Here is a 25,574-nt window from a genome sequence, read left to right as displayed (position 1 = left end):
TCCCGCTGCCGCAGCCGCGCGCGGGCGACGGGACCGAGGTCAGACCCAGACGCCGCGGTCCTCCATGACCTCGCGCAACGTGTCGATGTGATCGGTCATGATGCCATCGACTCCGAGGTCCAGGAGGTGGTGCATCCGATCGGGATCGTTGATCGTCCACACATGCACCTGGAGCCCGCGCGCGTGGGCGGCCCGGACGAAGCGACGGTCCACGACCCGGATGCCCGACTGGCTCTCCGGCACCTGCGCGGCGACCGCCGAGCGAAGCGGCGCCGCGGGCAGGCCCCAGGACCGCAGCCGCAGGCCGAGCACGCCCCGGGTGCCGTACGAGGTCGCCAGGCGCGGTCCGGCCAGCCGCTGGGCCCGCACCACCCGCGCCTCCGAGAACGAGCCCACGCAGACCCGGTCCCACGCGCCCGTGCGTGCGATCAGGTTGAGCAGCGGGTGCAGTGCGGGCTCCGCCTTGAGATCGATGTTCCACCGCACCTCGGGGAAGGTCTCCAGAAGCTCCTCGAAGAGCGGCACCGGCTCCTTGCCCGCCACGCGCGCGTGCCGTACGTCGGACCAGAGGAGGTCGCCTATGCGGCCCGTGCCGTCGGTCACCCGGTCCAGCGTCGCGTCGTGGAAGGCGACGAGCTTCCCGTCCCGCGTGGCGTGCACATCGGTCTCGATATAGCGGTAACCCGCCTCGACCGCGCGCCCGAACTGCGCCGCGGTGTTCTCCAGACCGTCCGCGGCCCCACCGCGGTGCGCGAACGGGATGGGTCCCGGATGGTCGAGATACGGGTGGGTCAGGAGGCTGGTCACGGACGCAGTATGGCTCCCTGTGGTGTCCCGGTGGCAACGACCGTGCTGCCGCCCGATGCAGCGGGAACGGCGAACATCCGCAGGAAGAGCTGGGCGAGCGGACCGATCGTCACCGCGTAGAGCAGGGTGCCGACGCCGATGGTGCCGCCTAGGGCGAAACCGGTCACCACGACCGCCACCTCCACCGCCGTCCGCATCAGCCGGATCGAACGCCCGGTACGCCGGTGCAGCCCCGTCATCAGCCCGTCGCGCGGCCCCGGCCCGAAGCTGGCCGCGATGTACAGGCCGGTGGCAGCCCCGTTGAGGACGATCCCGGCCAGCAGCAGCGGCACCTGGACGGCGAGGCCGTGCGCTTCGGGGACGTACGCGAGCGTGCCGTCCATCGCGAGGCCGACGACGAAGACATTGGAGACCGTGCCGAGGCCCGGGCGCTGGCGCAGCGGGATCCACAGCAGCAGTACCGCCGCGCCCACGATGATCGACACGACGCCGATCGTCAGGCCGGTGAGCTCGGCGAGACCCTGGTGCAGCACGTTCCAGGGCTCGAGGCCGAGGCCCGCCCGCACGAGCAGGGCGGAGCTGGCGCCGTAGAGCACGAGCCCGACGTACAGCTGGATCAGCCGGCGGGCGAGGTGGCCGTTCGGATCCCGCGGGGGTGTCTCCTGCGGTGGCGGCTCGGACAAGGGGTCCCCCTGGTGGTCGTAGTGGCCTGACTCGTGACACTCTGTGGCTCGGAAGAGCATGGCATCCATGGCCAATTCGGGGAAGGTGGACTGGTAATCATGGCGCAGTGGACCTCTGCGGTGGGGGCCGCACAGCTCGCGCGGCTGCTCAAGTCCCAGCAGGACCGCCCGGCGGGCCCCGGGTCGCGCCGCCCGCCGGCCTACCGGGCGCTCGCCGACGGCATCCGGCTGCTGGTGCTGGAAGGCCGCGTCCCCGTCGCCGCGCGCCTGCCCGCGGAACGGGAACTGGCCCTGTCCCTGTCCGTGAGCCGGACGACCGTCGCCGCCGCCTACGAGGCGCTGCGCGCCGAGGGGTTCCTGGAGTCCCGGCGCGGCGCGGGCAGCTGGACGGCCGTCCCGGCGGGCAACCCGGTTCCGGCACGCGGCCTGGAGCCGCTGCCGCCCGAGGCCCTCGGCTCGATCATCGACCTGGGCTGCGCGGCCCTGCCCGCGCCCGAACCCTGGCTCACCCGCGCCGTGCGGGGCGCGCTGGAGGAGCTGCCCCCGTACGCCCACACGCACGGCGACTATCCGGCGGGCCTGCCCGCACTGCGGTCGATGATCGCCGAGCGGTACACCGCGCGCGGGATCCCGACGATGCCCGAGCAGATCATGGTCACCACCGGCGCGATGGGGGCCATCGACGCCATCTGCCATCTGTTCGGCGGGCGCGGAGAGCGCATCGCCGTCGAGTCGCCCTCCTACGCCAACATCCTCCAGCTGATGCGGGAGGCGGGTGCCCGCCTGGTGCCCGTCGCGATGGCCGAGGGGCTCGCCGGCTGGGACATGGACCGCTGGCGCCAGGTCCTGCGCGAGGCCGCGCCGCGCATCGCGTATGTCGTCGCCGACTTCCACAACCCGACCGGGGCGCTCGCCGACGAGGACCAGCGGCGCCGGCTCGTGGAGGCGGCCCGTTCCGCCGGGACCGTGCTGGTCGCCGACGAGACCATGAGCGAACTGTGGCTCGACGACGATGTCGTGATGCCGCGGCCCGTCTGCGGCTTCGACCCCGCGGGTTCGACGGTGATCACGGTGGGGTCGGCGAGCAAGGCCTTCTGGGCCGGGATGCGCATCGGCTGGGTGCGGGCGGCCCCGGACGTCATCCGCAGCCTCGTCGCCGCGCGCGCCTACGCCGACCTGGGCACGCCGGTGCTGGAGCAGTTGGCGGTGAACTGGCTGTTCAGCACCGGCGGCTGGGAGCAGGCCGTCGAGCTGCGCCGCCACCAGGCCCGGGAGAACCGCGACGACCTGGTCGCGGCGGTGCGCCGGGAGCTTCCGGAGTGGGAGTTCTCCGTGCCCCAGGGCGGGCTGACGCTGTGGGTGCGGACCGGGGGGCTCTCCGGGTCACGGCTCGCCGAGGCGGGTGAGCGGGTGGGCCTGCGGGTGCCGTCCGGGCCGCGGTTCGGCGTCGACGGCGCCTTCGAGGGGTATGTGCGACTGCCGTTCACCGTGGGCGGCGCGGTGGCGGAGGAGGCGGCCGCCAGGCTGGCGGCCGCGGCCCGGATCGTGGAGAGCGGGGGGACGGTCGGCGTGGAGGGGCCGCGCACGTTCGTCGCCTAGAAGGGCGCGTGGGCGGGGCGGCGGTCACCCGCCCGCGCTCGACACCTGCTCCGCGCCCACGGAGTCGGCTGCCACGGCGTCGGCGGCCGTGGCCTTCGTGACCTCGGCGTCCGTGGCGTCCGTTTCGACGGGCTTGGTGAGCACGACCTCGACCGGTACCGGCGGCGGCGACTCCGTGTCGGCCGGCGGCTTGGAGCGCGGCGGCAGGAGGTCCAGCACCGCCTGCCGTTGGGCGTCGCTCGTCGCGTCGTCGTACGGGTCCGGGGTCGCCGGCACCTGGAGCCGGTGCACCGGCCCCGATCCGAGCCGGGCGTAGCCGCGTCCCGGCGGCGTGTGGTCGACGGGCGTGGTGTGCGGGGGTGCGCCGAGGACCGCCTCCAGCTGCTGCTTGGACGCCGGCCCGAGCGCGACCCGCGCGCGGGTGTGCTGCCGTACGGCGTCGCTCAGGGAGTCCAGGGCGTCGAACTGCTCCGCCACCACCACCGTGACCCCGACCGCGCGGCCGTGCCGGAGGGGGACCTGGAGGAGGGACTGCGGGTCCTTGCGGCCGTCCGTGTCGGCCAGGTGGGTGAAGGCGGTGGGGCGGTCCACAAGGATCCACAACGGCTGTTTGGTGTCCTGCGGCGGCGGGTCGCCCGCCTGCCGGGCGCGGTTTGCGGCGATGAGCCGGCGCTCCGTCTCGTGCACCGCCCACTCCAGGGCGGCCAGCGCCCCGGCCAGCCCGACCTCGACGCCCAGGACGCCGTCCCGGCCGGTGAGACAGGCGTACTCGCCGGTGCCGCCGCCCTCGATCACCAGCACCTCGCCGTGCTGGAGGGCCTGGAGGGCGATGGAGCGCAGCAGGGTCGAGGTGCCGCTGCCGGGCTGGCCGACCGCCAGCAGGTGCGGCTCGGTGGAGCGGATGCCGGTGCGCCAGACGACCGGCGGGACGTCGCGCCGGTCCTCGCCGTGGGTGAGGGGGAGCGTGCGCAGGACCCGGGAGGGGTCGGTGAAGCCCAGGACCGTCTCGCCGGGGGCGGTGACGAAACGCTGGGCCGCGATGTCGGTGGGGAGGGGGGCGAGGACGCTGAGGGTGAGTTCGTTGCCCTCCTCGTCCCAGACGAAGAGGTACTCGCGGCCACGGCCGGACTTCGCGGCGAGCAGCTGCTCGATCCGCGCGCGTGGGGCGGCCTCTCCGTCCGGGAAGAACGCTGGGTAGCGGATCACTAGGCGGGAGACGCGGCCCGAGTCGTCGAACTCCTGCGTCGGGAAGACGGTCTCCCAGTCGCCGCCGTGGGCGTACAGGGGAGCGGGGTCGTCGGCCGTCGAGAAGTACGGGACCAGGGCCTCGTGCAGCACCTGGAGTCGCTGGATCTGCGACTCGTCGGGGCCGTCGGGAGCCGGTGGGGTGCGGTCCCTGCCCTGCCAGGCCGCTGCCGCCATCAGGGTGATGACGGCGAGCAGCGGGCCGTACGGCACCAGCGCCACGACCAGGATCAACGAGGCCACCAGGAACAGCAGCGGTCCGCGCCGGTCCTTGGGGGTCTCGGCCCACCTGCGCCGCCCGGCCGAGGCCAGCCGGCGCAGTCCGCGGGTGATCGTGATCAGCGGATGGAGTACATCGGTGGCGCTGTCGGCCGCCGTCCGGGCCAGCTCCCGGCTCCGGGCGATCTGTGCGCTGCCTGTGCTCAGGATGCTGGGAAGGGGGCGCCGGGCCACTGCTGTCTCCTGTGAGGTGCGTACGGACGGGACGGGCGGCGTCAGAACTTGATGCCGCCGAGGAGGCTTGCCAGGCTCTCGCCGCCTGCCTTGATGCTCGGGGCGATGGCCGTACTGGCCATGTAGAACCCGAACAGGGCCGAGACCACGGCGTGCGACGCCTTGAGCCCGTCCTTGCGGAAGAAGAGGAAGACGATGATGCCGAGCAGGACTACGCCTGACATGGACAGGATCATTTGGGTTCTCCTGGTTCGCGGGGGACAGTCACCATGAGTACTTCCAGGATCACAGGATGTATCCATACTACAAAAGGTGCAACTGGGTGAAATACGGATGATTTCCCCCCACTGGCGGAAGGTCTGGTGGGTTGCCTGAACAGGAGAATCGCGTCGAACGGGTCCGCCCGTGATCGTCGCCGCCGACGGGACCGGCCAGGTGTCCGACGAGCCAGTACCCTGGCGTTTCACCTGAACGGTTGAGTGGAGAGGCGGACCGGCCGATGAGCGAAGCCCCCGACCCCGAGGTCGTGGAGCTGGCGACCAAGATCTTCGATCTGGCCCGTGGGGGCCGGACCGAGGAGCTCGTGGCGTACGTCGACGCGGGCGTCCCGGCCAACCTCACGAACGACCGCGGCGACTCCCTGGTGATGCTCGCCGCGTACCACGGTCACGCCGACGCGGTCGGGGCCCTGCTGGCCCGCGGCGCCGAGGCCGACCGGATCAACGACCGAGGCCAGACTCCGCTCGCCGGGGCGGCCTTCAAGGGCGAGGCGGACGTCATCAAGGTCCTGCTGGAGGCCGGCGCCGACCCCTCCCAGGGGACCCCGTCGGCCGTGGACACCGCTCGTATGTTCGACAGGGCGGAGCTGCTGGAGCTGTTCGGCGTGCACTGAGCCGACGGTCCTGAGCAGGTCAAAGGGAATTCCTGACCAGGTAAATCGACGACCACGGGGGAGGCGGTACAAGGCCGCCGGAAATTTCGGTCGCGGCAGGTAGAACAGCCGGGTCATCATGACGTCGTGATTCACGGACGCGATGGCTGGGCAGGTGTTGCCGCACCGCGCGGGCCGTGACGCGGTCCGCATGGGCCACCGACGAGAGGCAGAGGAAAATGGTCTACAGCAAGCAGGAAACGGCGGGCGCCCCGACGTGTTGTCACGCGGCCAGGTAATGCACGTCCCCGGTTGCGTCGACGCTTGATGTGAGGCTGTTTCCCATGTTCGATCCGGTCATAGCGCCCAGCGGCACGCTGCTCGGCCTGCTCCAGAGGGGCCGCGGCGACGGAACGTTGCACGCGCTCACCGCTCCGCGAACCGAGGCGCTCGCGGCGCTGAACCACTGTGTGCTGCGGGACCCCCGCCACGACTGGCAGGTGGAGAACCGCTCCCTCTACTACGCCCGTCTCTACCTCGACCTGAACGGCGAGCTGGACGAGATCGAGGCCCACCTCTTCGACGTCGAGGACTCCTTCGACACCGAGGAGTCCCGCACGGGACTGGCCCTGGCCGTCCTCGGCCACCTCGCCTCCTACGGCAGGCGGGACGCCCTGGCCCTGCTGCGCCGGTACGCGGCCTCGGGAGCCAACTGGGCCTGGGCCCTGGACGAACTCGCCCTGCGGGACGACGACGCCGGTCTGCGGGCCCTCGCTGCACCCGTGCTCGCACGGTTCGCCACCGATACCGAGGGCGAGACCGAACTCGCCGCCGCCGTACGGGACGCCTTCGAGCCACGGCCCTGGCGGCTGTGGGCCGAGGATCCCCGTGAGTACGTCTCCACGCGCGTGCGTGCCGCTCAGGAGGCCGGCTGCTTCGACCTCTGGCAACGGCAGCTGACCCCGAGCGGACCCCGCCCCGGCTGGAGCGTCCAGGCCGTCTTCGAATGGGCCCAGCAGGGCGTCGAACGCGGAGCCGCGCTCCATGTCCCCGCCGCCCGCTGTCTCTCCGCCGTGGCCGGGCCAGAGGACCGCCCCGAGATCGTGCAGGCCGCCAAGGACGGCACCGAGGGCGCCCGCTGCACCGCCCTGCGCTACCTCGCCGACTTCAACGACCCCGACGCCCTCGTCCTGATCGAACAGGCCGTGGCCACCGGCTCGACGCCCGTCGTCGAGGCCGCCGTCGACGCCTTCGAGCGCATGCGCAGCCTCGCCGCCGTGGACCGGGCCCGCGGCTGGGCCCACCGGCCCGACCCCCTGGGCGCCGCGGCCGGCCGCATGCTCGCCTGCCGGGGCGGCACCCAGGACAGCGACCTCGTCCTCGGCGCCCTGCGCGAGGCCGTACGCGGCGAGGGCTGCGACGCGCCGAGCCTGTGGACCCTCGTCGACGGCGCAGGACGGCTCGGCATCGTCTGCGCGGCACCCGTGCTGCGTCATATCTACCGCGAGACGGCCTCGTCCCACCTGCGCGGGCGCTGCGCCCGCGCACTCGCCGCCACCGATCCCTCCTACGCCGCCGGCTTCGCCGTCGAGTGCCTCTGGGACTGCGAGGAGGGCACCCGCGAGATCGCCGCCCGGCACGCCGAGACCGGCGACGCCCGGGTCGTGGAGCGCCTGCGCAGGCTCGCCGCCGACCCGGCCGAGGAGGCGGAGGTCCAGACGGCCGTGCGGAGCCGGATCGGACCGGACGCCGCGTCCGCGATGTGAACGCCGGGACCGGCCGCCGCCCGAGGGGAGCCTGGCGGCGGCCGGTCCTGCGCGGATGAACACCCGATGGCCTGCCGGGCGGACCGGCATGGACACCGTCCGACCTGCGCGGTACGCACCGGGTGCGCAGCGCAACGCTCACGGGACGTTAGTCGTTCGGAAAGATCCACTTTGACGCGTCCACGTCCGGGGCGGCGACAACACGGGTATGCGTGTCGTCATCGTGACCGAATCCTTTCCCCCCGACGTGAACGGCGTGGCCCATTGCGCCTTCCAGACCGCCCGACACCTCGTCGATCGCGGTCACACCCCCGTCGTCGTCGCCCCGGCCACCGCCGTCGGGACCGGGCCGGACGCCGAAGCGCCCTGCCCCGTCGTCCGGGTCCCCTCCCTTCCGCTCCCCGGCTACCCCCAGGTCCGCGTCGCCCTCCCCAGCCGACGCGTCGCCGCCGCCATCGCCGAACACCGTGCCGACCTGGTCCACCTGGCCAGCCCGTTCATCCTCGGCGTCCGGGGCATGGCGGCCGCCGCCCGGCTCGGTATCCCCGCCGTCGCGGTCTACCAGACCGACCTGGGCGGCTACGCCCGCACCTACATGGGCGCCGGCGAGGCAGCCGCCTGGCGCCGGATACGGTCCGTCCACGCGGCCGCCGACCTCACCCTCGCCCCCTCCAGCGCCGCCCTGCACGACCTGGACACGCACGGTGTGCCCCGGGTGAAGCTGTGGCCGCGGGGGGTGGACACGGTGCGCTTCTGCCCCGACCGACGCGACGAGGCACTGCGCCGCGCACTCGCCCCGAACGGCGAGCTGATCGTCGGCTACGTCGGACGGCTCGCCCCCGAGAAGCACGTCGAACTGCTTTCCGGCGTATGCGGGCTGCCGGCGGTCCGGGTCGTGGTGGTGGGCGACGGCCCGAGCCGGCCCGGCCTGGAGGAGACCCTGCCGGGCGCGGTCTTCCTGGGCAACCGCACCGGCGACGAACTCGCCCGGATCTTCGCCTCGCTGGACGTGTTCGTGCACACCGGCCCCTTCGAGACCTTCTGCCAGACCGTGCAGGAGGCCATGGCCAGTGGTGTGCCGGTGGTCGCGCCCGCCGCGGGCGGCCCCCTGGACCTGGTCGCCCACGGGCGCACCGGCCTGCTCGTCCCGCCCCGGGACGCCACCCTCGTGCGGGACGCGGTGGCGGCGCTGGTGGCCGACCCCGCGCGGCGGGCCGCCTACGGCGCCGCCGGGCGGGCCACGGTCGAGGGACGCACCTGGGCCGCCATCGGTGACCGGCTCATCAATCACTACGAGGACGTGCTCGCCGCGCGTCGACTGGTGGTGGCGGCATGAGCGGCCCGAACGACAGGAGCGGCACCGACGGCGGAAACGGTTCCGCCCGCCCCGCCCCCACCCCCACGAACGCCGGGCCGCTGCGGATCGTGCGGCTCGCCAACTTCGTGGCCCCCGCCTCGGGCGGGCTGCGCACGGCCCTGCGCGAACTCGGCAAGGGCTATCGCGCGGCCGGCCACGAGCCGGTCCTGATCGTGCCCGGCGAGCGGGAGAGCGACCGTCGGACGGAGCAGGGGCGGGTGATCACCCTGCCGGGGCCGCTGCTGCCCGGCACCGGTGGCTACCGCGTACTCACCGACAGACGCAGGGTCGCCCGTCTGCTGGCGGAACTCGCCCCCGACCGCCTGGAGGTCTGCGACCGCACGACGCTGCGCTGGACCGGCAGGTGGGCGCGGCGGGCCCGTGTTCCCGCCGTGATGGTCTCCCACGAGACCGCCGACGGAGTCCTGCGCACCTGGGGCGTGCCGGAAGGGGCGGCCCGGCGGGCCGCCGACGCGCTCAACCTCCGTACGGCGCACACGTACGCGCGCGTGGTGTGCACCACCGAGTTCGCCGAGCGGGAGTTCGTGCGGATCGGGGCGCGGAACGTCGTGCGGGCACCGCTGGGCGTCGACCTCGTCGAACGGCACCCCGCCCTGCGGGACGCCGGACTGCGGTCCCGGCACGCGCGCGAGGACGAGACCCTGCTGGTGATGTGCACCCGCCTGTCCGTGGAGAAGCGGCCCGGTACGGCACTGGACGCCCTGGAGGCGTTGCTGCGGCGCGGTGCGCGGGCGGTGCTGGTCGTCGCGGGCGACGGGCCGCTGCGGCCGCGGCTGGAGCAGCGCGCCCGTGAACGCGGGCTGCCCGTGACGTTCCTGGGGCATGTCTCCGACCGGGGCGCGCTCGGGGCCCTGCAGGCCTCGGCCGACGTGTGCCTGGCCCCGGGGCCGGCGGAGACGTTCGGGCTCGCCGCCCTGGAGGCCATGGCGTGCGGGACCCCCGTCGTCGCGAGCGCCTCCTCGGCGCTCCCCGAGGTGATCGGCGCCGCCGGGGCCACGGCGGCCGACCGGGGAGAGGCGTTCGCGGACGCCGTGGAGGACCTCCTGGAACGTCCCCTCGCGGCCCGCCGGGAGGCCGCACGCGCGCGTGCGGAGTGCTTCGGCTGGGGTACGGCGGTCGACGCCTTCCTCGCGGCGCACGACGCCGCGGTGTCGGTCACGGCACCGGTGACCGCACCTGTTCGTCCTTTCGTGCCCGGAGGCCTCGGATGAGACGCGTCCGCTTCGTCGCCCTCGGGGACTCGCTCACCGAGGGCGTGGGGGACCCCGTGGGCGAGGGGTGGCGCGGCTGGGCCGCGCTGCTCGCCCGGGGGCTCGTCGGCGAGGCCGAGGGGGCTGCGGGGGGCGCGGGGACTACGTGGGCTACGGGGGCCGCGGGGGCGACTGGGGCTACGGGGGCCGCGGCGGTCTTCGCCGGGACCGAGGGGCTTGGGGGGATTGAGGGGGGCGTGGACGCTTCGGAGCCCGGAGAGCCCGGAGAGCCCGTGGAGCGCGGAGAACTCGGGGAACCCGGGGAGCGCGGAGGACCCACGGAGCCCGTGGAGCGCGGGGAGCCCGTGGAGTTCATCAATCTCGCGGTCAGCGGCGCGCAGACACGGGACGTGCTGGAACGGCAGCTCCCCGCCGGACTGGAGCTGCGGCCGGACGTCGTCTCCGTGGTCGTCGGCGTCAACGACACCCTGCGCTGCACCTTCGACATCCATGCCGTGGCCGCCCGGCTCGACACGGTCTACGGCTCCTTCGCCGAGCAGGGCGCGGTCCTGCTCACCGCGTGTCTGCCCGATCCGGGCGGCGCCCTCGGGCTGCCCGGGGCTCTCGCCCGGCCACTGGCCCGGCGGCAGCGCGCGGTCAACGCCGTCGTCCACGCGCTCTCCGAGCGGTACGGCGCCGTCCACCTGCACGCCGCGGAGGGCGCCTGGCTGACGGACCGGGCCATGTGGAGCGCGGACCGGCTCCACCCCGGAGAACGGGGGCACCGGCAACTGGCCGTGCGCTTCCACGCGGTGCTGGCCGGGGCGGGCCTCGCGACCGGTTCCGCGCCCTCGCCCGAGCCCGAGTTCCCGGCGCCGACGACCTCGGCGAGCCTGTGGTGGCTGGCCACCGCCGGCACCGGCTGGGTGGCCCGGCGGTGCACCGACCTGCTTCCGCAGCTGCTCAGGCTGGCCGCAGACGAACTGCGGCACCGCGCCCGGGGGACGAGCGCCCGCCTCGATCTGCGGGCCTCCGCGGCGGTGTCCGCGGCGCTCGCCGCACTCTCCGTGGCGGAGCGGCAGCCGGACGCCGCCTGAAGCCCGGCGGGCGCCGCCTGCGTCACCTTCGGCGTACGGCCACGAAGCGGACCGGCGTTCCGGGCACGGCCTGGGCCGCGGCCGCGAGGTCGCCCGCGCGGACGACCCCGATCACCGGGTAGCCGCCGGTGGTCGGGTGATCGGCCAGGAAGACCACCGGCCGGCCGGCGGGCGGAACCTGTACGGCCCCCAGGACCATGCCCTCGCTCGCCAGCTCACCGCTGCGGGCGCGCTCCAGGGCGGGCCCCTCGGTACGCAGCCCGATGCGATTGCTCGCCGACGACACGAGGAACGTCCGCGACGTGAAGGCGCGGAGCGCGCCCGGGGTGAACCAGTCGTCCCGTGGGCCGAGCGTCACCCGGAGGACGAGCTCGGCCGGTGGCGCCGGCTGCGGGGCGACGTCCACGCGCGCGTGCGGGACGAGTTCGCGCCCCAGCGGCAGGACGGTGCCGTCGGTGAGCGGCGCGGGGCCGAGGCCCGAGAGCAGATCCGTGGACCGGCTGCCGAGGACCGGCTCGACGATGATGCCGCCGGCCAGGGCCACGTAGGTGCGTACCCCGGAGACGGCCGGTCCGATCTCCAGGAGTGTCCCGGCGCGCACCCGTACGGGCGCGCCCCAGGCGACCGGCCGGCCGTCCACCGTGACCCGGCAGGGCGCGCCGCCGACCGCGACGGTCATGTCGGAGCGCGGCCTGAGGGCGCAGCCGTTGAGCGTCGTCTCCAGGACGGCCGCATCGGGCGGATTGCCCACCAGCCGGTTGACGAGGGCCGCCGCGGGCGCGTCGAGAGCGCCGGAACGGGGCACGCCGAGGTGCGCGTGTCCCGGGCGGCCCCGGTCCTGCACCGTGGTGAGCGCCCCGGCGCGGACGACGGAGACTGCTCGGTCGCTCATGAGCCGCCCACCGTGTCCGCAGGACCCGCAGGACCCGCAGGACCCGCAGGCTCCACCGGCCTCGCAGGTCCCACGGGTCCCACCGGTCCCACCGGGACGAAGCGCACGCGCGTGCCCGGTGACAGCAGCGCGGCCGGCACGCGCGCGTGGTCCCACAGCACCGCCTCCGTGCTGCCGATCAACTGCCAGCCGCCCGGCGACGAACGCGGGTACACCCCCGTGTACGGCCCCGCCAGCGCCACCGAACCGGCCGGCACGGCGGTGCGCGGAGTGGCCCGGCGCGGTACGTCGTAGCGCGGAGGCAGGCCGGTGAGATAGCCGAAGCCGGGCGCGAACCCGCAGAAGGCGACCCGGAACTCGGTGGCAGCGTGGATGCGGGCCACCTCCTCCTCCGGGACCCCCCAGTGCGCGGCGACCTCGGCCAGGTCCGGGCCGTCGTAACGGATCGGGATCTCCACGGCCGCCCGCTCACGCGGGGGAGCGGGCGGTACGTCGGACGCGGCCAGCTCGGACGCCAGCCGGCCGGGGTCGGTCAGACCGTCCAGGAGGACGGTGCGGGCCGCCGGGACGATCTCGCGGGCCCTGAGGAGGCCCGCCGCGCGGCGACGCAGCAGCTCCGCGTGCAGCGCCTCGGCCTCCGCGCCCGACGCCAGCTCGACGAGCAGGGCGTCGTCGCCGACGGGCAGGACGCGCACGCTCATACGAAGGCCTCCACCCGTACGCCCGACTCCTCCAGCCCGCGCCGGACCCGGCGGGCCAGCTCCACCGCGCCGGGCGTGTCGCCGTGCAGGCACAGCGAACGCGCGCGTACCTCGATGGACGATCCCGCGTGGGAGGTGACCTGCCCGAGGCGGGCCAGGCGCACCGACCGTTCCACGACGGCGTCCGGGTCGGTGACCACGGCCCCGGCCCGCCCACGGGGCACGAGCGTGCCCTCCTCGGTGTACGCGCGGTCCGCGAAGGCCTCCGGGACGGCCGGGAGCCCCGCTCCCCGGGCCAGCTCCAGCAGGCGCGAGCCGGGCAGCCCGAGCACGGGCAGCGCGGCGCCGGCGAGGCGGACCCCGTCGACCACCGCGCCGGCCTGCTCCTCGTCGTGCACGACCCGGTTGTAGAGCGCGCCGTGCGGCTTCACGTACGCCACGCGCGCGCCCGCCGCCCGGGCGAACACCTCCAGGGCGCCGATCTGGTACGCCACCTCGGCGGCCAGTTCGGCGGACGGCACGTCCATGGCGCGCCGCCCGAACCCCGCCAGGTCCCGGTAGGAGACCTGCGCGCCGATCGTCACTCCCCGCTCGACCGCCAGCTCGCACACCCGGCGCATGGTGACCGCGTCCCCGGCGTGGAAGCCACAGGCCACGTTGGCGCTGCTGACGACGGACAGCAGCTGCTCGTCGTCGGTCAGCTGCCAGCGGCCGAAGCCCTCGCCGAGGTCGGCGTTCAGATCGATCGCGGTCGTCGCGCTCATGGTTCCTTCGTATCTCCTTCTCAAGCCACGCGGTACTGCTCGTCGCGGGCGTCGGTGAGGAACATCTGTCCTGGGGCGTGGGTGAGGGCGAAGGGCGGGCGCGAGGCCATCACCGCGGCCTGCGGGGTCACACCGCAGGCCCAGAACACCGGGATGTCGTCCGGCGCGGCTTCCACCGGGTCGCCGAAGTCGGGCCGGCCGAGGTCGTCGATGCCCAGTCCCGACGGATCGCCGCAGTGTACGGGGCTGCCGTGCACCGCCGGGAGCAGGCTGCTCTCCCGGATGGCCGCCGCGAGGTGCTGCGGCGGCACCGGACGCATGGACACCACCATGGGGCCGTGCAGCCGCCCCGCGGGCCGGCACGGGCGGCTCGTCACGTACATCGGGACGTTGCGCCCCTGCTCGACGTGCCGGATCGGTACGCCCGCCGCGGACAGCGCCCACTCGAAGGTGAAACTGCACCCGATCAGGAACGACACCAGGTCGTCACGCCAGTACCCGCGCACGTCGGTCGGCTCCTCCACGAGCTCCCCGTCCGCCCAGACCCGGTAGCGCGGCAGATCGGTGCGCAGGTCGGCGCCCTCGGCCAGGACGGTCGTCCAGGAGCCGGCGTCCGTCACGTCGAGGACGGGACAGGGCTTCGGGTTGCGCTGGCAGAACAGGAGCATGTCGTACGCCCAGTCGGCCGGCACCGAGATCAGGTTGACCTGGGTGTGGCCGCCCGCGACCCCGGCGGTGGGGCCCGTCAGGCCCGCCCGGAAGCGGGCCCGGGCGGTGGCGGGGCTCCACGCGTGCGCGTGCTCGTCGAGGAGGGTCACGGGACGGTCCTCGGTGAGGGGCGGACGGCGGTCCTGCGTAAGGATCGGACGGTTCACTCCAGTTCCTTCCCGCGGGTCTCCGGCAGCCCCAGCAGCGCCAGGGCGGCGATTGCGTAGCCGATCGCGCCGAACACCAGCGCGCCGCCCACGCCCCAGCTGTCGGCGAGGAAGCCGACCGTGGTGGGGAAGACGGCGCCCACGGCGCGGCCGGTGTTGTAGGTGAAGCCCTGCCCCGTGCCGCGCAGGGCCGTCGGGTACAGCTCGCTCAGATAGGACCCGAAGCCGCTGAAGATCGCCGACATGCAGAACCCGAGCGGGAAACCGAGCACGAGGAGCACGGTGTCCGCGCCGCTCGGGATGTTCGCGTACGCCAGGATGCACACCGCCGACAGCAGGGCGAACAGCCAGATGTTGCGGCGCCGGCCCAGCCGGTCGGTGAGGTAGCCGCCGGTGAGGTAGCCGAGGAAGGCCCCCGAGATCAGGAAGGTCAGATAGCCGCCGGTGCCGACCACCGACAGGCCGCGCTCGGATTTCAGATAGGTCGGCACCCAGGTCGCCAGGGTGTAGTAGCCGCCCTGCACACCGGTGGAGAGCAGGCCCGCGAAGAGTGTCGTCCGCAGCAGCGGTCCCTTGAAGATCGCCGGGAACGAGCCCTTCTCGGCGCTCTGTTCACGTGCGGCGGTGGCCTTTGGCGCGTCCTGCACCCGGCGCCGCATCCACACGACGAGCAGGGCGGGCAGCGCGCCCGTCCAGAACATCACGCGCCAGGCGATGTCGTCGCCGAAGAACGAGAAGACCAGTGTGTACGCGAGTACCGCCATACCCCAGCCGACGGCCCACGAGCTCTGGATCGCGCCCAGGGTGCGGCCCCGGTGCTTCGCGCTCGCGTACTCGGCGACCAGGATCGCGCCGACCGCCCACTCGCCGCCGAAGCCGAGGCCCTGGAGGGACCGGAAGACCAGCAGCGTCCCGTAGGTGGGTGCGAAGCCGCAGGCGACGGTGAAGACCGCGTACGTGATCACCGTGATCATCAGGGCCCTCACCCGGCCGATCCGGTCGGCCAGCACCCCCGCCACGGCCCCGCCGATCGCGGAGGCGACCAGGGTCACGGTGGTGAACAGGCCGGTCTGGCCGCTGTCCAGACCGAAGTACGCCGCCAGCGCGACCATGCTCAGCGGCAGCGTGAAGTAGTCGTAGGAGTCGAGGGCGTAGCCGCCGAACGCGCCGGCGAAGGCGCGGCGGCCGCGCGGGCCGAGGGCGCGCAGCCAGGCCAGGGCGCCGTCGTCGGGAGCGTGTGCGGCGGTGGCGGTGTCGGGGCGGGTGTCGGTGGCCGGGGTCCGGGGTGGGAGGGGCGTGCTCATGGGGCACCTCGCTGAGGGAGGACGGAGGGTGCGGGGAGTGAGCCGTGCCGTGCGGAGGCGGGTCGCCGCGGCGGGGGACGGGCGGTGCCATGGAAACGAAGGTAGGGGATCGTTGAACGATCCTTCAATACCCATGTTGTTTCGTTCTCGTGCCTGCGGTTGAATTCCGGGCATGGCAGAGCAGCTGGCGGGACTGGCCGACGACCGTGCCCTCCTGGGGCGCACGAGCACGGCCGAACGCGTTTCGGACATCCTCAGGAGCCGCATCGCCGAGGGCTATTTCCCGCCCGGGACCCGGCTGTCGGAGGACAGCATCGGCGGGGCGCTCGGCGTCTCCCGCAACACGCTGCGCGAGGCGTTCCGGCTGCTCACCCACGAGCGCCTGCTCGTCCACGAGCTGAACCGCGGCGTGTTCGTCCGGGTCCTGACCGTCGAGGACGTGGAGGACATCTACCGCACGCGCGCGCTCGTCGAATGCGCCGTCGTGCGCGGACTGGGCGAGCCGCCGTACACGCTGGACGACCTTCGCGCGAGCGTCACCGAGGGACAGGTCGCGGCCGTCGAGAATGACTGGAAAGGACTGGGTACCGCCAACTTCCATTTCCACCGCGAGCTGGTGGCCCTGGCCGGAAGCGTTCGCACCGACGAGCTGATGCGCAGCGTCTTCGCCGAGCTGCGCCTCGCCTTCCACCTCGTCGACGAGCCCCGCCGGCTGCACGAGCCGTACCTCCAGCGCAACCGCCAGATCCTCCAGGCCCTGGAGGCGCGGGACGCGGAGGAGGCCGAGCGGCTGCTGGCCGTCTACCTGGCCGACTCGTCGGAACGCGTGGTCGAGGCCTACCGGCGAAGGGTCGAGGGCGACCGTGCCCAATAGAGGGTCGAGGGCGACAGTGCCCAATGGGGGCGCGGGGAACCGCACGACCGGCCCCCACCGGTCCGCAGCCGGAGAACGACCCGTAGTCGTCCGGCCGTCCCGTCGGAGGCGATAGGCGCCGTTTGGGTCGATGTCAGACCGAGGACCTAGTCTGTGCACCGTGACTTCGCCTGCGTCGACGGACCGTGTTCCGCCCCAGCTCAGCGCGGGGCCGCGCCCCGCTCCGGGCCCGGCCGCCGACGAGGGGCTGGCGCGGCGGCTGCGCGCGCTCGCCTGCACCGCGCCGATCCACGACCTCGACGCCCGCAAGGCGAACCTCGCCGGTGAGTACTCGGTCTACGGCATGGCGGAGATCGCCCTCGCCGCCATCGACCTCGTCACGCTCAACATGGACTTCGACACCGGCGCCGACCACGACCAGATAGTGGCCCGCCTCATGCCGCGCATCGCCGCGCAGGCCCCGCGGCGGCCCGTCGCCGAGCACGAGCGGGTGGCCCGCTGGGTCCTGGAGAACCTGATCAACGTCGGCAGCGTCGACCGCGGCTTCCGCGCCGCGTACGGCACCTTCGCGCCGGACGGCACGTATGTGCGCCGCGACTACGACTTCAAGCTGATCGAAGAGGTCCCAGGCCATGGCGGCGTGGTCTACCTCCGCACCACCGACGAGGCGGTCAACGTCCTCGTCGGCGCCCTCGACACGGACGTCACCAGCGCGCAGATCGCCGCCGAGGTCAAGCTCGAGGTGCTCATCCGGCGCGGCCGTCTCGCCGACGCCCAGCTGGCCGCCGAGCAGGCCCGCTACCGCACCGTGCAGTACTCGGAGACGTTGCGCCGCGCCCTGGAGGCGACCCGGCGCAACGTGCGCGCGGTGGACTGGCTCAACGCCGTGCCCGACATGATCGCCGAAGCCCTCGACCACGTCGCCGACCGCTACCGCCACGAGAACGCGATCCTCACCAACATCCGCAAGGCACGCGACGAGATCGAGGACGCGGAGAACAAGCGGCGGGCCGCCGAGCTCGTCGACATCGTCAAGGACTGCATCCGCCGGCACACCCAGTTGCAGTCCCGGCTGCTGGAGGCCGGCCCGCTGTTCCGCGCCGAGCAGGACCGACAGGCCTTCGCCACGCCCATGACCTCGTCGGGCATAGACCTCTACGGGCAACTCGTCACCCCCGTGCTGCCGTTGCCGCTGGAGCAGGCGGTCCGGGTCACCGACGCGTTCTTCGCGCGGGGGACCGGGCTGCGCACACCGGTGTCGGTGCGGGTGGGTGATCTCGTCGACCTGCTGCTGACGCCGCCGGTGGAGCGGGAGCACCTGGGGGCGGAGATGCCGGAGCCGGACCTCATCGCGACACCGGACGACAGCCGGTTCAGCGAGGAACAGCTGGCGATGGCCAAGCGGCTGCTCGATCTTCCGGCCGACGCGCCACGACGGCTGTCGGGACTGCTCGAGGAGGCGCGCGCCAAGGAGGGCGAAGAGCTGGCCTACCTGGTGGCACTGCTGGCCGTGCACGCCGCGAGTCCGGCCGTGGGCACCGCCTACCGCCAGGGCGAGGAGAAGCTGCTGTTCGCCGTGGACGACGGGCAGGAACTGGACGACCCGGGGTTCGGCGGGGCCGATCTCATCGTCGGCACCGCCCTGTTGGACGCCGCGGGAATGGCGGCGGACCGGACGGAGGCGGCATGAGCCGGGCCGGGAACCGAGTGGCCGAGCACGAGAACACCAAGGAGCCGAAGCTGTGACCGAGCACGTCGAGTGGAGCGATACGGAGGCCCCCGCCCCGGCGGTGAGCACCGCCGTCACCCCCGCCGACGCCGCCGACGCGGCGCGGCTCGTCGCCTTCGGGCTGCAGCCCAAGTTGCAGCCCGCGCGGGACCAGGAGTACGCGGAGCTGCTGCGGCGGTACCGGGAGGATCCGCCGTTCGCGCGGCTCGCCGACGCCGTGGCCGCCGGACTCGGGCTGATCGTGCTGGAGGTCTCCCCGCGCGCGGGGATGGCGGTGACCGCCGCCGAGGACTCGGTGTTCGCCGTGCGGATGGGGGACTACGCGCGTCGTACGTCCGCCGACGGCGGCGACCGGTTCCTGCACGGGCTCGCGCACCTCTCCGTCGCCGCGATGGCGTTCCCGCGACCCGAGGACCTGGCCGACGACGGCTACATCGGCCGGGTCAGCGTCAACGGAGTGGACGCCTTCGTGCGCCAGGCCTGCCACCGGCTGGAGGAGCGGGCGGAGGAGCAGGGCGAGAACACCGACCCCGCCACCGACGCGCCCGGACTGGAGGCCGCCTGGCGGATCTGGGCCAGACGCAGCTCCACCGGCGCCACCAAGGACGCGCGCAGACTCGCCGGTTCCACGACCGGCATCGTCGGCAAGGCCGTCGCCTTCCTCACCGACTCCGGGTTCCTCCAGCGGACCGGTGACGACGGCGGCGGTACCTACCGGACGACCGCCCGTTATCAGCTCCAGGTGCGTGACATGGCGGGTGGTGCCGCCATGGCCGAGTTGCTGGAGCTGGGCGTCGTCCCGGTCACCGACGGCTCTCCGACGCTGCTGCCCGCCGAGGAGACCGACGACCTGGACCTGGTGGCCGACGCCGGGCTGCCGTTCCACTCCTGAAGCTTGCGAGTCGACCGGCTTGCGAGCCGACCGGCTTCCGAGTTTCCGAGCTTCCGGAGCTCACGGGCCTTCGGGTCCCTGAGCTCCTGAAGCGCCACCTCCCGATCTGCCGAAGACTTACGAGAGTCCGCCATGTACGAGCTGTCCCGGGTCCGCCTCTACTCCATCGGCCCTGCCGGTGCGCGCTACGCCGACACCGTGCTTGACCTGCGGGGCGTGGGCGCCGTCGTGCCCGACCCCGCCCCCACGCAGGCGGAGTTCTTCGAGGAGGAGCCCGTCGGCCCGCCGCGCAGGCCCGCGCCCGCGGGCGTGCTCTTCCTGGAGAACGGCGGCGGCAAGTCCGTCCTGCTCAAGCTGATCTTCTCGGTGATGCTGCCGGGCCACCGCAACACCCTCGGCGGCGCCAGCTCCGGCGTGCTGCGGAAGTTCCTGCTCGCCGACGACTGCGGACACGTGGCGCTGGAATGGCAGCACGTGCTCACCGGCGAGTGCGTCGTCGTCGGCAAGGTGAGCGAGTGGCGCGGGCGGCAGGTGTCCAACGACCCGCGGAAGTTCGCGGAGGCCTGGTACTCGTTCCGGCCGGGGCCCGGGCTGAGCCTGGACAACCTGCCCGTCGCCGAGTCCACCGGCGTCCGCCCGCCCGTCGAGGGAGCCTCCGGCGCGCAGGGGCGGCGGCGCACCATGAAGGGCTTCCGGGACGCCCTCACCGAGGCGGGGAAGGCGTATCCGCACCTGGAGGTGCACTGGGAGGAGATCCACGACCGGTGGATCGAGCACCTCGGCGAGCTGGGCCTGGACCCCGAACTCTTCCGCTACCAGCGGGAGATGAACGCCGACGAGGGTGAGGCCGCCGGCCTCTTCGCGGTCAAGAAGGACTCCGACTTCACCGACCTGCTGCTGCGCGCGGTGACCGACACACGGGACACCGACGGGCTCGCCGACCTGGTCAGCGGCTTCGGCAACAAGCTGGGCCGCCGCGCCGAGCTGATCGCCGAACGGGACTTCACCGCCGGTTCGGTGGACCTGCTCGGGCGGATCGTCGAGGCCGCCGAGGCGCGGGCACGCGCGCGTGACATCCACGCCGGCGCCGAGCGCCGCACCCGCGCGCTGGCCCGACGGCTGTCCGCGCGGGGCGTGCGGGAGAAGACGCGGGCCGGTGATCTCGCCCAGCGCGTCACGGCCGCCGCCTACTCCGTCACGCACTCCGAGAGCGCACGGGAACGCAGCGCGCTGATCGCCGCCGAAATCGCCTTCCGTCACGCCTCGTTGGCGCTCGCCGGCGCCGAGAAGTTGGCCGCCGCGCAGAAGCGCGAACTCGCCGACGCCCGCACCCTGCACTCCGCCTGGCAGGCCGCCGAGGCCGTGCTGCGCCACCGTGCCGCCGCCGACCGGGTCGCGCGCGTCTCCGTCGCGATCCAGGAGGCCGAACGCGACGCCGCCCCCGCGCTCGCCGCCCGCGCCAAGGCCGCCGTCGACCTCGTGCGGGCCCTGCACGCGGCCGCCGGGAAGGCCGAGGCCCTCGCCAACGAGGAGGAGGAACGCTCGGCGGCACTCCAGGAGGTCGGCGAGTCCGCGCACCGGGACTCGACGTCCGCCGCCACCGACGCCCAGCGCGCCCGCAGTGAGGTCGGACACCTGCGCCAGCGCCTCTCCGAGGTCGAGCAGGAGACCGCCGAGGCCGTACGCGCGGGCTGGCTCGACGACAGCGCGCCCGACGCCGACCCCGCCCGCGCGGCCCTCGCCGCCAGTGACGCCGAGAAGACCGCCGTCGCCGCCTGGGACACCGCGCGTGACGCCTCACACAGAGCCGCCGAGCACGCGCGCGAGGCCGCCTCCGCGGAGTCCCGCGCCGAGCTCACCGCGGCCCGGGCCGCCGACGCGGCGACGGCCGCGCACCGGTCGTACGAGGCCGAGCAGCGGCTCGCCGAGTCCCTGGCCGGAGAGGAACGGCTCGCGGAGCTGCTCGGGCTGACCGGCGGCGGGGCACGCCCGCGGATCCCGCAGCCGCGGCAGAACGGCGAGCCCGACGACGACTCCCTGCTGACCCCCGAGGACCTGGACCGCTGCGCCGACGAGCTGCGCGACCTCCTCGACGACGCCGTCTCCTCCGCCGAACGGCAGCTCTTCGAGCTGCGGACCGCGGCCGCCGACGACTCCCGCATCCTCGGCGCGCTCGGCGACGGGGGACTGCTGCCGGCCGGCCCGGACGTGCTGGCCACGGTCGAGTTCCTCGGCGAGCACGGCATCCCCGCCCTGCCCGGCTGGCGCTACCTCGCGCAGGCCGTCGACCCCGCCGACCACGCGCGCGTGCTCGCCGCCCGGCCCGAACTGGTCGACGGCGTGATCATCACCGACCCCGCCTCGCACGCCCGCGCGCGCAAGGCGCTCGGTGACGCCGCCCTGCTGCCCCGCTCGGCCGTGGCCGTCGGTACGGCAGCCGCCCTGCTGGCGCCGACCCCGGCGGCCGACGCGCTGAGCGGTGACGTCTTCCTCGTCCCGCCGAACCCGGCCATGCACGACGAGCAGGCCGCCGACGAGGAACGGCAGGCGCTGCGCGCGCGGGCGACCGAGCGGGACGAGGACATCCGCCGGCTCGCGGCGCGGCTCGGCAAGGACCGGGAGTTGTCCGCCCGGCTGGCCTCCTGGCGTAGCGGCTGTCCCGCCGGACGGCTCACCGAGCTGGCCGGATCCGCCGGTGAGGCGCGCGCGTTCGCCGAGGAGTGCGAGGCCGAGCTGTCCGAGGCGCGGACCGTGCGCGCGGAGGCCGACGAGATCGCCGCCGAGGCGGCCCAGGTGCGCGACGAGCGCCAGGAGGCCGCGCAGAAGGCCAGGCGGGCCGCCGACGCCCTGGCCGGCCTCGCCTTCCGGCTGCGTGAGCGCGCCGGCTGGCAGGTCAAGGTGCGTGAACTCGCCGACGAGGCAGCCGAGTCGGAGGCCCGCGCCCAGACCTGCCTGGAGCGCGCCCGAGCCGCCGACGAGGACCGGCGCGGCGCGCAGCGCGCCGCCGACGACGCCCGCCGCACCGCGCGTGCGCTGCGCGCCGAACGCGCCGAGATCGCCGGCGCCCCCGACGACGTACCGGACGCCGAGGCAGACGCGTCCAGGACGTCCCTGCCGGCGCTCCGCGAGGCCTACCGGGCGGCGTCCCAGCTGTACGAGAAGGTCGGCGTCGGCGCGGACCTGCGGGCCGAGCAGGCCCGCGGGGAGAGCGACGAGAGCGCGGCCCGCGCCGAGCTGGACCGGCTCAGCAACAAGGTCCGCACGCGCGCGGAGCAGTTGCTCCAGTCGCCCGACGGCTCCGACGGGCCGTCCCGGCAGGCCGCCGCCGCGCGCGCGGAGGAACTGGTGCAGCTCCTGGAGACCCGTGTGTCCACCGCGAGCGAGCAGCTCGGGCGGCTGCGCGGCGAGGCCGAGCGGTACGCCCCCGAGGACGGCGAGGCCCACACCGACCTGCCCGAGGAGCTCCAGCCGCGCGACGCCGAGCACGCCCAGGCGCTGCTGCGCACCGCGACGACCGAACTCGGCGCCCGCACCGAGGCGTTGAACCAGGCACGCGCGGCCCACGCCGAACTCCTGGCCGCCCACCGTGCCGCCGAGGACGCGGCCGGGGGCTTCGACGAGATCGCCGCGATGCTCCGGGATCTGCTGCGTGAACACACCCCGGACGAGGACCAGGAGGAGTCGGAGCCCTACCCGGGCACCACGGAGGAGGCCCGCCAGTCGGCCGCCGAGACCCGCCGCTCCCTGCGCGGCTGTGCCGCCGACCTGTCCGCCGCCGAGTCCGCCGTCCGCGAGGCCAGCGACATCCTCGTCCGGCACGCCAACTCCACGCGCTACGAGCAGGTCCGCACCCCGGCCCGCCAGCAGATCCGCGAGCTGCCCGCCTCCGCGCTGCCCGAGCACGCGCAGAAGTGGGCGAACGCCTTCGCGCCCCGACTGCGGGTCCTGACGGACGAGCTGGAGCAGCTGGAGCGCAACAGGGACTCGATCGTGGACCGGCTGCGCGGGCTCGTCGAGTCCGCGCTCGCCACCCTGCGCTCGGCCCAGCGGCTCTCCCGGCTGCCCGAGGGGCTCGGCGAGTGGTCCGGCCAGGAGTTCCTGCGCATCCGCTTCGAGGAGCCCGACCAGAGCACCCTCACCGAGCGGCTCGGCGAGGTCATCGACGAGGCGACCCGGGCCGCCGTGAAGAAGAACTCCGACCTGCGGCGCGACGGCATGTCACTGCTGCTGCGCGGGGTCGGCGCGGCCCTCCAGCCCAAGGGCGTAGCCGTCGAGATCCTCAAGCCGGACGCCGTACTGCGGGCCGAGCGGGTCCCGGTCGGTCAGATGGGCGACGTGTTCTCCGGCGGTCAGCTGCTCACCGCGGCCATCGCCCTGTACTGCACGATGGCGGCGCTCAGGAGCAACGACCGGGGCCGGGACAAGCACCGGTACGCCGGCACGCTGTTCCTCGACAACCCCATCGGGCGCGCCAACGCGACCTATCTGCTGGAACTCCAGCGCGCGGTCTCGGACGCCCTCGGTGTGCAGCTCCTCTACACCACAGGGCTGTTCGACACGACGGCGCTGGCGGAGTTCCCGCTGGTCATCCGGCTGCGCAACGACGCCGACCTGCGGGCGGGCCTGAAGTACATCAGCGTCGAGGAACACCTCCGCCCGGGTCTGCCGCAGCAGAGCCCGGCCGGAGGAGGCGAAGGGGCGCAGGTGCGCAGCGAGATCACGGCGACCCGGATGTACAAGCGGCCTGCGCCGAACGCCGGTTGATCAGCTGTCCGCCAGGCGGTGGTCCTCGAGCACACCGGTCCGATGCCGCTGCACGAACCAGTAGTAGGCGAAGCCACCGCCCGCGATCACGGCCACGAACAGGGCGGCGCCCCACTGGAGGTACCAGTGGAAGGGCGCCGCCGCGTTGTAGACCGAGGCGCGCGGCCAGATCAGGTTGATCGTCATCGCCGAGCCCCACACCCCCGCGACGATGTTGACGAGCAGCCCCCAGCGGCCGAGCGAGAACTTCCCGTCGCTCGCCGGCTGCCACTTGCCGCGCAGCCGCGCCACCAGCATCGGGCCGGTCACGCCCAGGTAGGCGAGGTAGATCATGATGATGCCGATGCTGGTGACGACGGTGAAGATCTGCGGCTGGCGGATGTTGACCACGAGGATCGACAGCGCCAGCACACCGATGATCACGGTCGGCAGCACCGGGGTCCGGAAGCGCGGGTGGCACTTGGCCAGCCGCGAGGACCAGGGCAGGTTGTTGTCGCGGGCCATCGCGAACGCCAGCCGGATCGCCGCCGTGTGCACGGCCAGGGCGCACACCGTGACGGCGATCAGCACACACCACAGCATCGCCTTGCCTGCCGTCGGACCGAGTACGTCGAGCACGACGTACTGAAGACCGTCCGTGGACAGCTTCTCGCCCTTCAGTCTGGAGACGCTCATCAGCGCGAGCAGCAGGATCAGTCCGCCGAGGACGAAGGAGGCGATGATCGCCCGGATGATCGCGCGGGGCGCGTTGCGGGACGGGTCGATGGACTCTTCTCCGAGCGACGCGGCCGTGTCGAAGCCGTACATGACATATGCCGAGGCCAGCGAGGCCACGAGGAACGCGCCGAGATACCCGGTCCCGTAACCCGCTCCCGTGCCGTTGGTCTCCATGATCACCTGGGGGCCGCGGGTGATGTGGACGGCGAACAGGACGATCAGTACGACGGTGGCGATCAGCTCGATGAACACACCGGCCGTGTTGATCGTCGCCATCAGCTTGACGCCGAACGCATTGACCAACGTGGTGAACAGGATCAACACGGTGGCCAGGACGACCGCGTTGGTCGCCACGTCGTACTTGCCGGTGCCGTCACCCACGAACTGGAAGGCCGAGGAGATCTGCGGCAGCGTCAACTGGTAGGCCAGCGCCACGGCCGCGATCGACACGATCGAGGCGGTCAGCATCATCCAGCCGGCCAGCCAGCCCAGATGCGGATTGCCGATCTTCTTCGACCAGTTGTAGACGGACCCGGCGACCGGATAGCGGGCGGCGAGCTCCGCGAAGCACAGCGCGACCGTGAACTGGCCGACGAACACCATCGGCCAGGACCACCAGTAGGCGGGGCCACCGCTGCCGTAGCCGAAGTAGAACAGCTGGAAAGTGCCGGTCAGGATCGAGATGTAGCTGATGCCCGCGGCGAAGGTGTGGAAGTTGCCCAGGGTTCGCTTGAGTTCGGGCCTGTAGCCGAACTCGGCGAGCTCGGCGTCGTCCCGCTGAGGGCCTGGCGGATGCTCGGCTGTCGTCATCGGCGGACTCCTGGTGCTCGTGGGAGACCAGCACACCACCAGCGCGTTACGTCCGCGAGATCATCGCCGGTCGAGTCCGTTCACACGCCTCGAAGACCTGCGCTCACTCTGTGAACGGGCGCGGCCTGACCAGGGAAACTGTCACGGCTCCCCTGGTCAGTGC

The 25,574-nt window shown here is 73.6% G+C and carries 20 protein-coding genes; 10 read left to right on the top strand and 10 right to left on the bottom strand.

Annotation, left to right across the window (positions count from 1 at the left end):
• Positions 1 to 39: 39 nt before the first annotated feature.
• Together ACFWBD_RS27030 and ACFWBD_RS27025 are read right to left on the bottom strand one after the other, a co-directional pair.
• Entirely contained in the window at positions 40 to 807 is a 768-nt protein-coding gene (locus ACFWBD_RS27030; RefSeq protein WP_385671840.1) for a glycerophosphodiester phosphodiesterase, read from the bottom strand.
• On the bottom strand, positions 804 to 1,490 hold the full coding sequence (locus ACFWBD_RS27025; RefSeq protein WP_385671837.1) for a YitT family protein: 687 nt from the start codon (positions 1,488 to 1,490) through the stop codon (positions 804 to 806). Before ACFWBD_RS27025 ends, ACFWBD_RS27030 begins: the two co-directional genes overlap by 4 nt.
• Before the next feature lie 99 nt (positions 1,491 to 1,589).
• Here ACFWBD_RS27025 and ACFWBD_RS27020 point away from each other — a divergent pair, with 99 nt between their 5' ends.
• Complete coding sequence (locus ACFWBD_RS27020; RefSeq protein WP_385671834.1) at positions 1,590 to 3,089, top strand: PLP-dependent aminotransferase family protein; 1,500 nt, start codon at positions 1,590 to 1,592, stop codon at positions 3,087 to 3,089.
• A gap of 24 nt (positions 3,090 to 3,113) precedes the next feature.
• Here the strand turns inward: ACFWBD_RS27020 and ACFWBD_RS27015 are convergent, their stop codons facing one another.
• Together ACFWBD_RS27015 and ACFWBD_RS27010 are read right to left on the bottom strand one after the other, a co-directional pair.
• Entirely contained in the window at positions 3,114 to 4,787 is a 1,674-nt protein-coding gene (locus ACFWBD_RS27015) for a hypothetical protein (protein ID WP_385671831.1), read from the bottom strand.
• Between the two features lie 41 nt (positions 4,788 to 4,828).
• The gene (locus tag ACFWBD_RS27010; RefSeq protein WP_020128927.1) at positions 4,829 to 5,023 is read right to left on the bottom strand and encodes a hypothetical protein; all 195 of its coding nucleotides are present in this window, start codon (positions 5,021 to 5,023) and stop codon (positions 4,829 to 4,831) included.
• Positions 5,024 to 5,286: 263 nt separating this feature from the next.
• On the opposite strand from ACFWBD_RS27010, the gene ACFWBD_RS27005 reads away from it, so the two are divergent.
• From ACFWBD_RS27005 to ACFWBD_RS26985, 5 genes are all read left to right on the top strand, one after another.
• Positions 5,287 to 5,679 carry an ankyrin repeat domain-containing protein gene (locus tag ACFWBD_RS27005; protein WP_385671828.1) on the top strand — a complete coding sequence of 131 codons (393 nt, stop codon included), beginning with the start codon at positions 5,287 to 5,289 and terminating at the stop codon, positions 5,677 to 5,679.
• Positions 5,680 to 6,002: 323 nt separating this feature from the next.
• On the top strand, positions 6,003 to 7,424 hold the full coding sequence (locus ACFWBD_RS27000) for a HEAT repeat domain-containing protein (protein ID WP_385671825.1): 1,422 nt from the start codon (positions 6,003 to 6,005) through the stop codon (positions 7,422 to 7,424).
• A gap of 208 nt (positions 7,425 to 7,632) precedes the next feature.
• The gene (locus ACFWBD_RS26995; RefSeq protein ID WP_385671822.1) at positions 7,633 to 8,760 is read left to right on the top strand and encodes a glycosyltransferase family 4 protein; all 1,128 of its coding nucleotides are present in this window, start codon (positions 7,633 to 7,635) and stop codon (positions 8,758 to 8,760) included.
• Positions 8,757 to 10,013 (top strand): glycosyltransferase, encoded by a 1,257-nt coding sequence (locus ACFWBD_RS26990; protein ID WP_385671819.1) that lies wholly within the window; start codon positions 8,757 to 8,759, stop codon positions 10,011 to 10,013. The genes ACFWBD_RS26995 and ACFWBD_RS26990 overlap by 4 nt, the downstream gene beginning before the upstream one ends.
• The gene (locus ACFWBD_RS26985; protein ID WP_385671816.1) at positions 10,010 to 11,089 is read left to right on the top strand and encodes an SGNH/GDSL hydrolase family protein; all 1,080 of its coding nucleotides are present in this window, start codon (positions 10,010 to 10,012) and stop codon (positions 11,087 to 11,089) included. Before ACFWBD_RS26990 ends, ACFWBD_RS26985 begins: the two co-directional genes overlap by 4 nt.
• A 22-nt stretch (positions 11,090 to 11,111) precedes the next feature.
• Here the strand turns inward: ACFWBD_RS26985 and ACFWBD_RS26980 are convergent, their stop codons facing one another.
• Genes ACFWBD_RS26980 through ACFWBD_RS26960 form a run of 5 tightly spaced genes read right to left on the bottom strand, consistent with a single transcriptional unit; the run spans position 11,112 to position 15,625 of the window.
• Positions 11,112 to 11,981, bottom strand: a complete 870-nt coding sequence (locus tag ACFWBD_RS26980; RefSeq protein WP_385671813.1) for a biotin-dependent carboxyltransferase family protein — start codon at positions 11,979 to 11,981, stop codon at positions 11,112 to 11,114.
• Positions 11,978 to 12,676, bottom strand: a complete 699-nt coding sequence (locus tag ACFWBD_RS26975) for an allophanate hydrolase subunit 1 (RefSeq protein ID WP_385671949.1) — start codon at positions 12,674 to 12,676, stop codon at positions 11,978 to 11,980. Before ACFWBD_RS26975 ends, ACFWBD_RS26980 begins: the two co-directional genes overlap by 4 nt.
• Before the next feature lie 2 nt (positions 12,677 to 12,678).
• Positions 12,679 to 13,446, bottom strand: a complete 768-nt coding sequence (locus ACFWBD_RS26970) for a LamB/YcsF family protein (RefSeq protein ID WP_385671810.1) — start codon at positions 13,444 to 13,446, stop codon at positions 12,679 to 12,681.
• A gap of 20 nt (positions 13,447 to 13,466) precedes the next feature.
• Complete coding sequence (locus ACFWBD_RS26965) at positions 13,467 to 14,321, bottom strand: putative hydro-lyase (protein WP_385671807.1); 855 nt, start codon at positions 14,319 to 14,321, stop codon at positions 13,467 to 13,469.
• Positions 14,318 to 15,625, bottom strand: coding sequence for an MFS transporter (locus ACFWBD_RS26960; RefSeq protein WP_385671804.1), 1,308 nt, complete (start codon positions 15,623 to 15,625; stop codon positions 14,318 to 14,320). The genes ACFWBD_RS26965 and ACFWBD_RS26960 overlap by 4 nt, the downstream gene beginning before the upstream one ends.
• A 172-nt stretch (positions 15,626 to 15,797) precedes the next feature.
• On the opposite strand from ACFWBD_RS26960, the gene ACFWBD_RS26955 reads away from it, so the two are divergent.
• The 4 genes from ACFWBD_RS26955 (at position 15,798) to ACFWBD_RS26940 (ending at position 23,884) form a co-directional block, all read left to right on the top strand.
• The gene (locus tag ACFWBD_RS26955; RefSeq protein WP_385671801.1) at positions 15,798 to 16,499 is read left to right on the top strand and encodes a GntR family transcriptional regulator; all 702 of its coding nucleotides are present in this window, start codon (positions 15,798 to 15,800) and stop codon (positions 16,497 to 16,499) included.
• A 160-nt stretch (positions 16,500 to 16,659) separates the two neighbouring features.
• Positions 16,660 to 18,189, top strand: coding sequence for a hypothetical protein (locus ACFWBD_RS26950; protein WP_385671798.1), 1,530 nt, complete (start codon positions 16,660 to 16,662; stop codon positions 18,187 to 18,189).
• 52 nt (positions 18,190 to 18,241) lie between these two features.
• Entirely contained in the window at positions 18,242 to 19,120 is an 879-nt protein-coding gene (locus ACFWBD_RS26945) for a hypothetical protein (protein ID WP_385671795.1), read from the top strand.
• Positions 19,121 to 19,252: 132 nt separating this feature from the next.
• Entirely contained in the window at positions 19,253 to 23,884 is a 4,632-nt protein-coding gene (locus tag ACFWBD_RS26940) for a hypothetical protein (protein WP_385671792.1), read from the top strand.
• On the opposite strand, the gene ACFWBD_RS26935 is transcribed toward ACFWBD_RS26940, so the two are convergent.
• On the bottom strand, positions 23,885 to 25,411 hold the full coding sequence (locus ACFWBD_RS26935) for an APC family permease (protein ID WP_385671789.1): 1,527 nt from the start codon (positions 25,409 to 25,411) through the stop codon (positions 23,885 to 23,887).
• Between the last annotated feature and the right edge of the window lie 163 nt (positions 25,412 to 25,574).

Origin of the sequence: Streptomyces sp. NPDC060002, assembly GCF_042737245.1 — a bacterium.
Taxonomy (GTDB): domain Bacteria; phylum Actinomycetota; class Actinomycetes; order Streptomycetales; family Streptomycetaceae; genus Streptomyces.
Note: the sequence above shows the minus strand (reverse complement) of the source record. Positions and strands in the feature narration are given on the sequence as shown.

Excerpts from the sequence above, each read along its gene's own strand:
- ACFWBD_RS26935 (WP_385671789.1), bottom strand. The coding sequence starts at position 25,411 with ATGACGACAGCCGAGCATCCGCCAGGCCCTCAGCGGGACGACGCCGAG.
- ACFWBD_RS26970 (WP_385671810.1), bottom strand. The coding sequence starts at position 13,446 with ATGAGCGCGACGACCGCGATCGATCTGAACGCCGACCTCGGCGAGGGC.
- ACFWBD_RS26960 (WP_385671804.1), bottom strand. The coding sequence starts at position 15,625 with ATGAGCACGCCCCTCCCACCCCGGACCCCGGCCACCGACACCCGCCCC.
- ACFWBD_RS26990 (WP_385671819.1), top strand. The coding sequence starts at position 8,757 with ATGAGCGGCCCGAACGACAGGAGCGGCACCGACGGCGGAAACGGTTCC.
- ACFWBD_RS27000 (WP_385671825.1), top strand. The coding sequence starts at position 6,003 with ATGTTCGATCCGGTCATAGCGCCCAGCGGCACGCTGCTCGGCCTGCTC.
- ACFWBD_RS27010 (WP_020128927.1), bottom strand. The coding sequence starts at position 5,023 with ATGATCCTGTCCATGTCAGGCGTAGTCCTGCTCGGCATCATCGTCTTC.
- ACFWBD_RS26985 (WP_385671816.1), top strand. The coding sequence starts at position 10,010 with ATGAGACGCGTCCGCTTCGTCGCCCTCGGGGACTCGCTCACCGAGGGC.
- ACFWBD_RS27005 (WP_385671828.1), top strand. The coding sequence starts at position 5,287 with ATGAGCGAAGCCCCCGACCCCGAGGTCGTGGAGCTGGCGACCAAGATC.
- ACFWBD_RS26980 (WP_385671813.1), bottom strand. The coding sequence starts at position 11,981 with ATGAGCGACCGAGCAGTCTCCGTCGTCCGCGCCGGGGCGCTCACCACG.
- ACFWBD_RS26955 (WP_385671801.1), top strand. The coding sequence starts at position 15,798 with ATGGCAGAGCAGCTGGCGGGACTGGCCGACGACCGTGCCCTCCTGGGG.
- ACFWBD_RS26940 (WP_385671792.1), top strand. The coding sequence starts at position 19,253 with ATGTACGAGCTGTCCCGGGTCCGCCTCTACTCCATCGGCCCTGCCGGT.
- ACFWBD_RS27020 (WP_385671834.1), top strand. The coding sequence starts at position 1,590 with ATGGCGCAGTGGACCTCTGCGGTGGGGGCCGCACAGCTCGCGCGGCTG.
- ACFWBD_RS26995 (WP_385671822.1), top strand. The coding sequence starts at position 7,633 with ATGCGTGTCGTCATCGTGACCGAATCCTTTCCCCCCGACGTGAACGGC.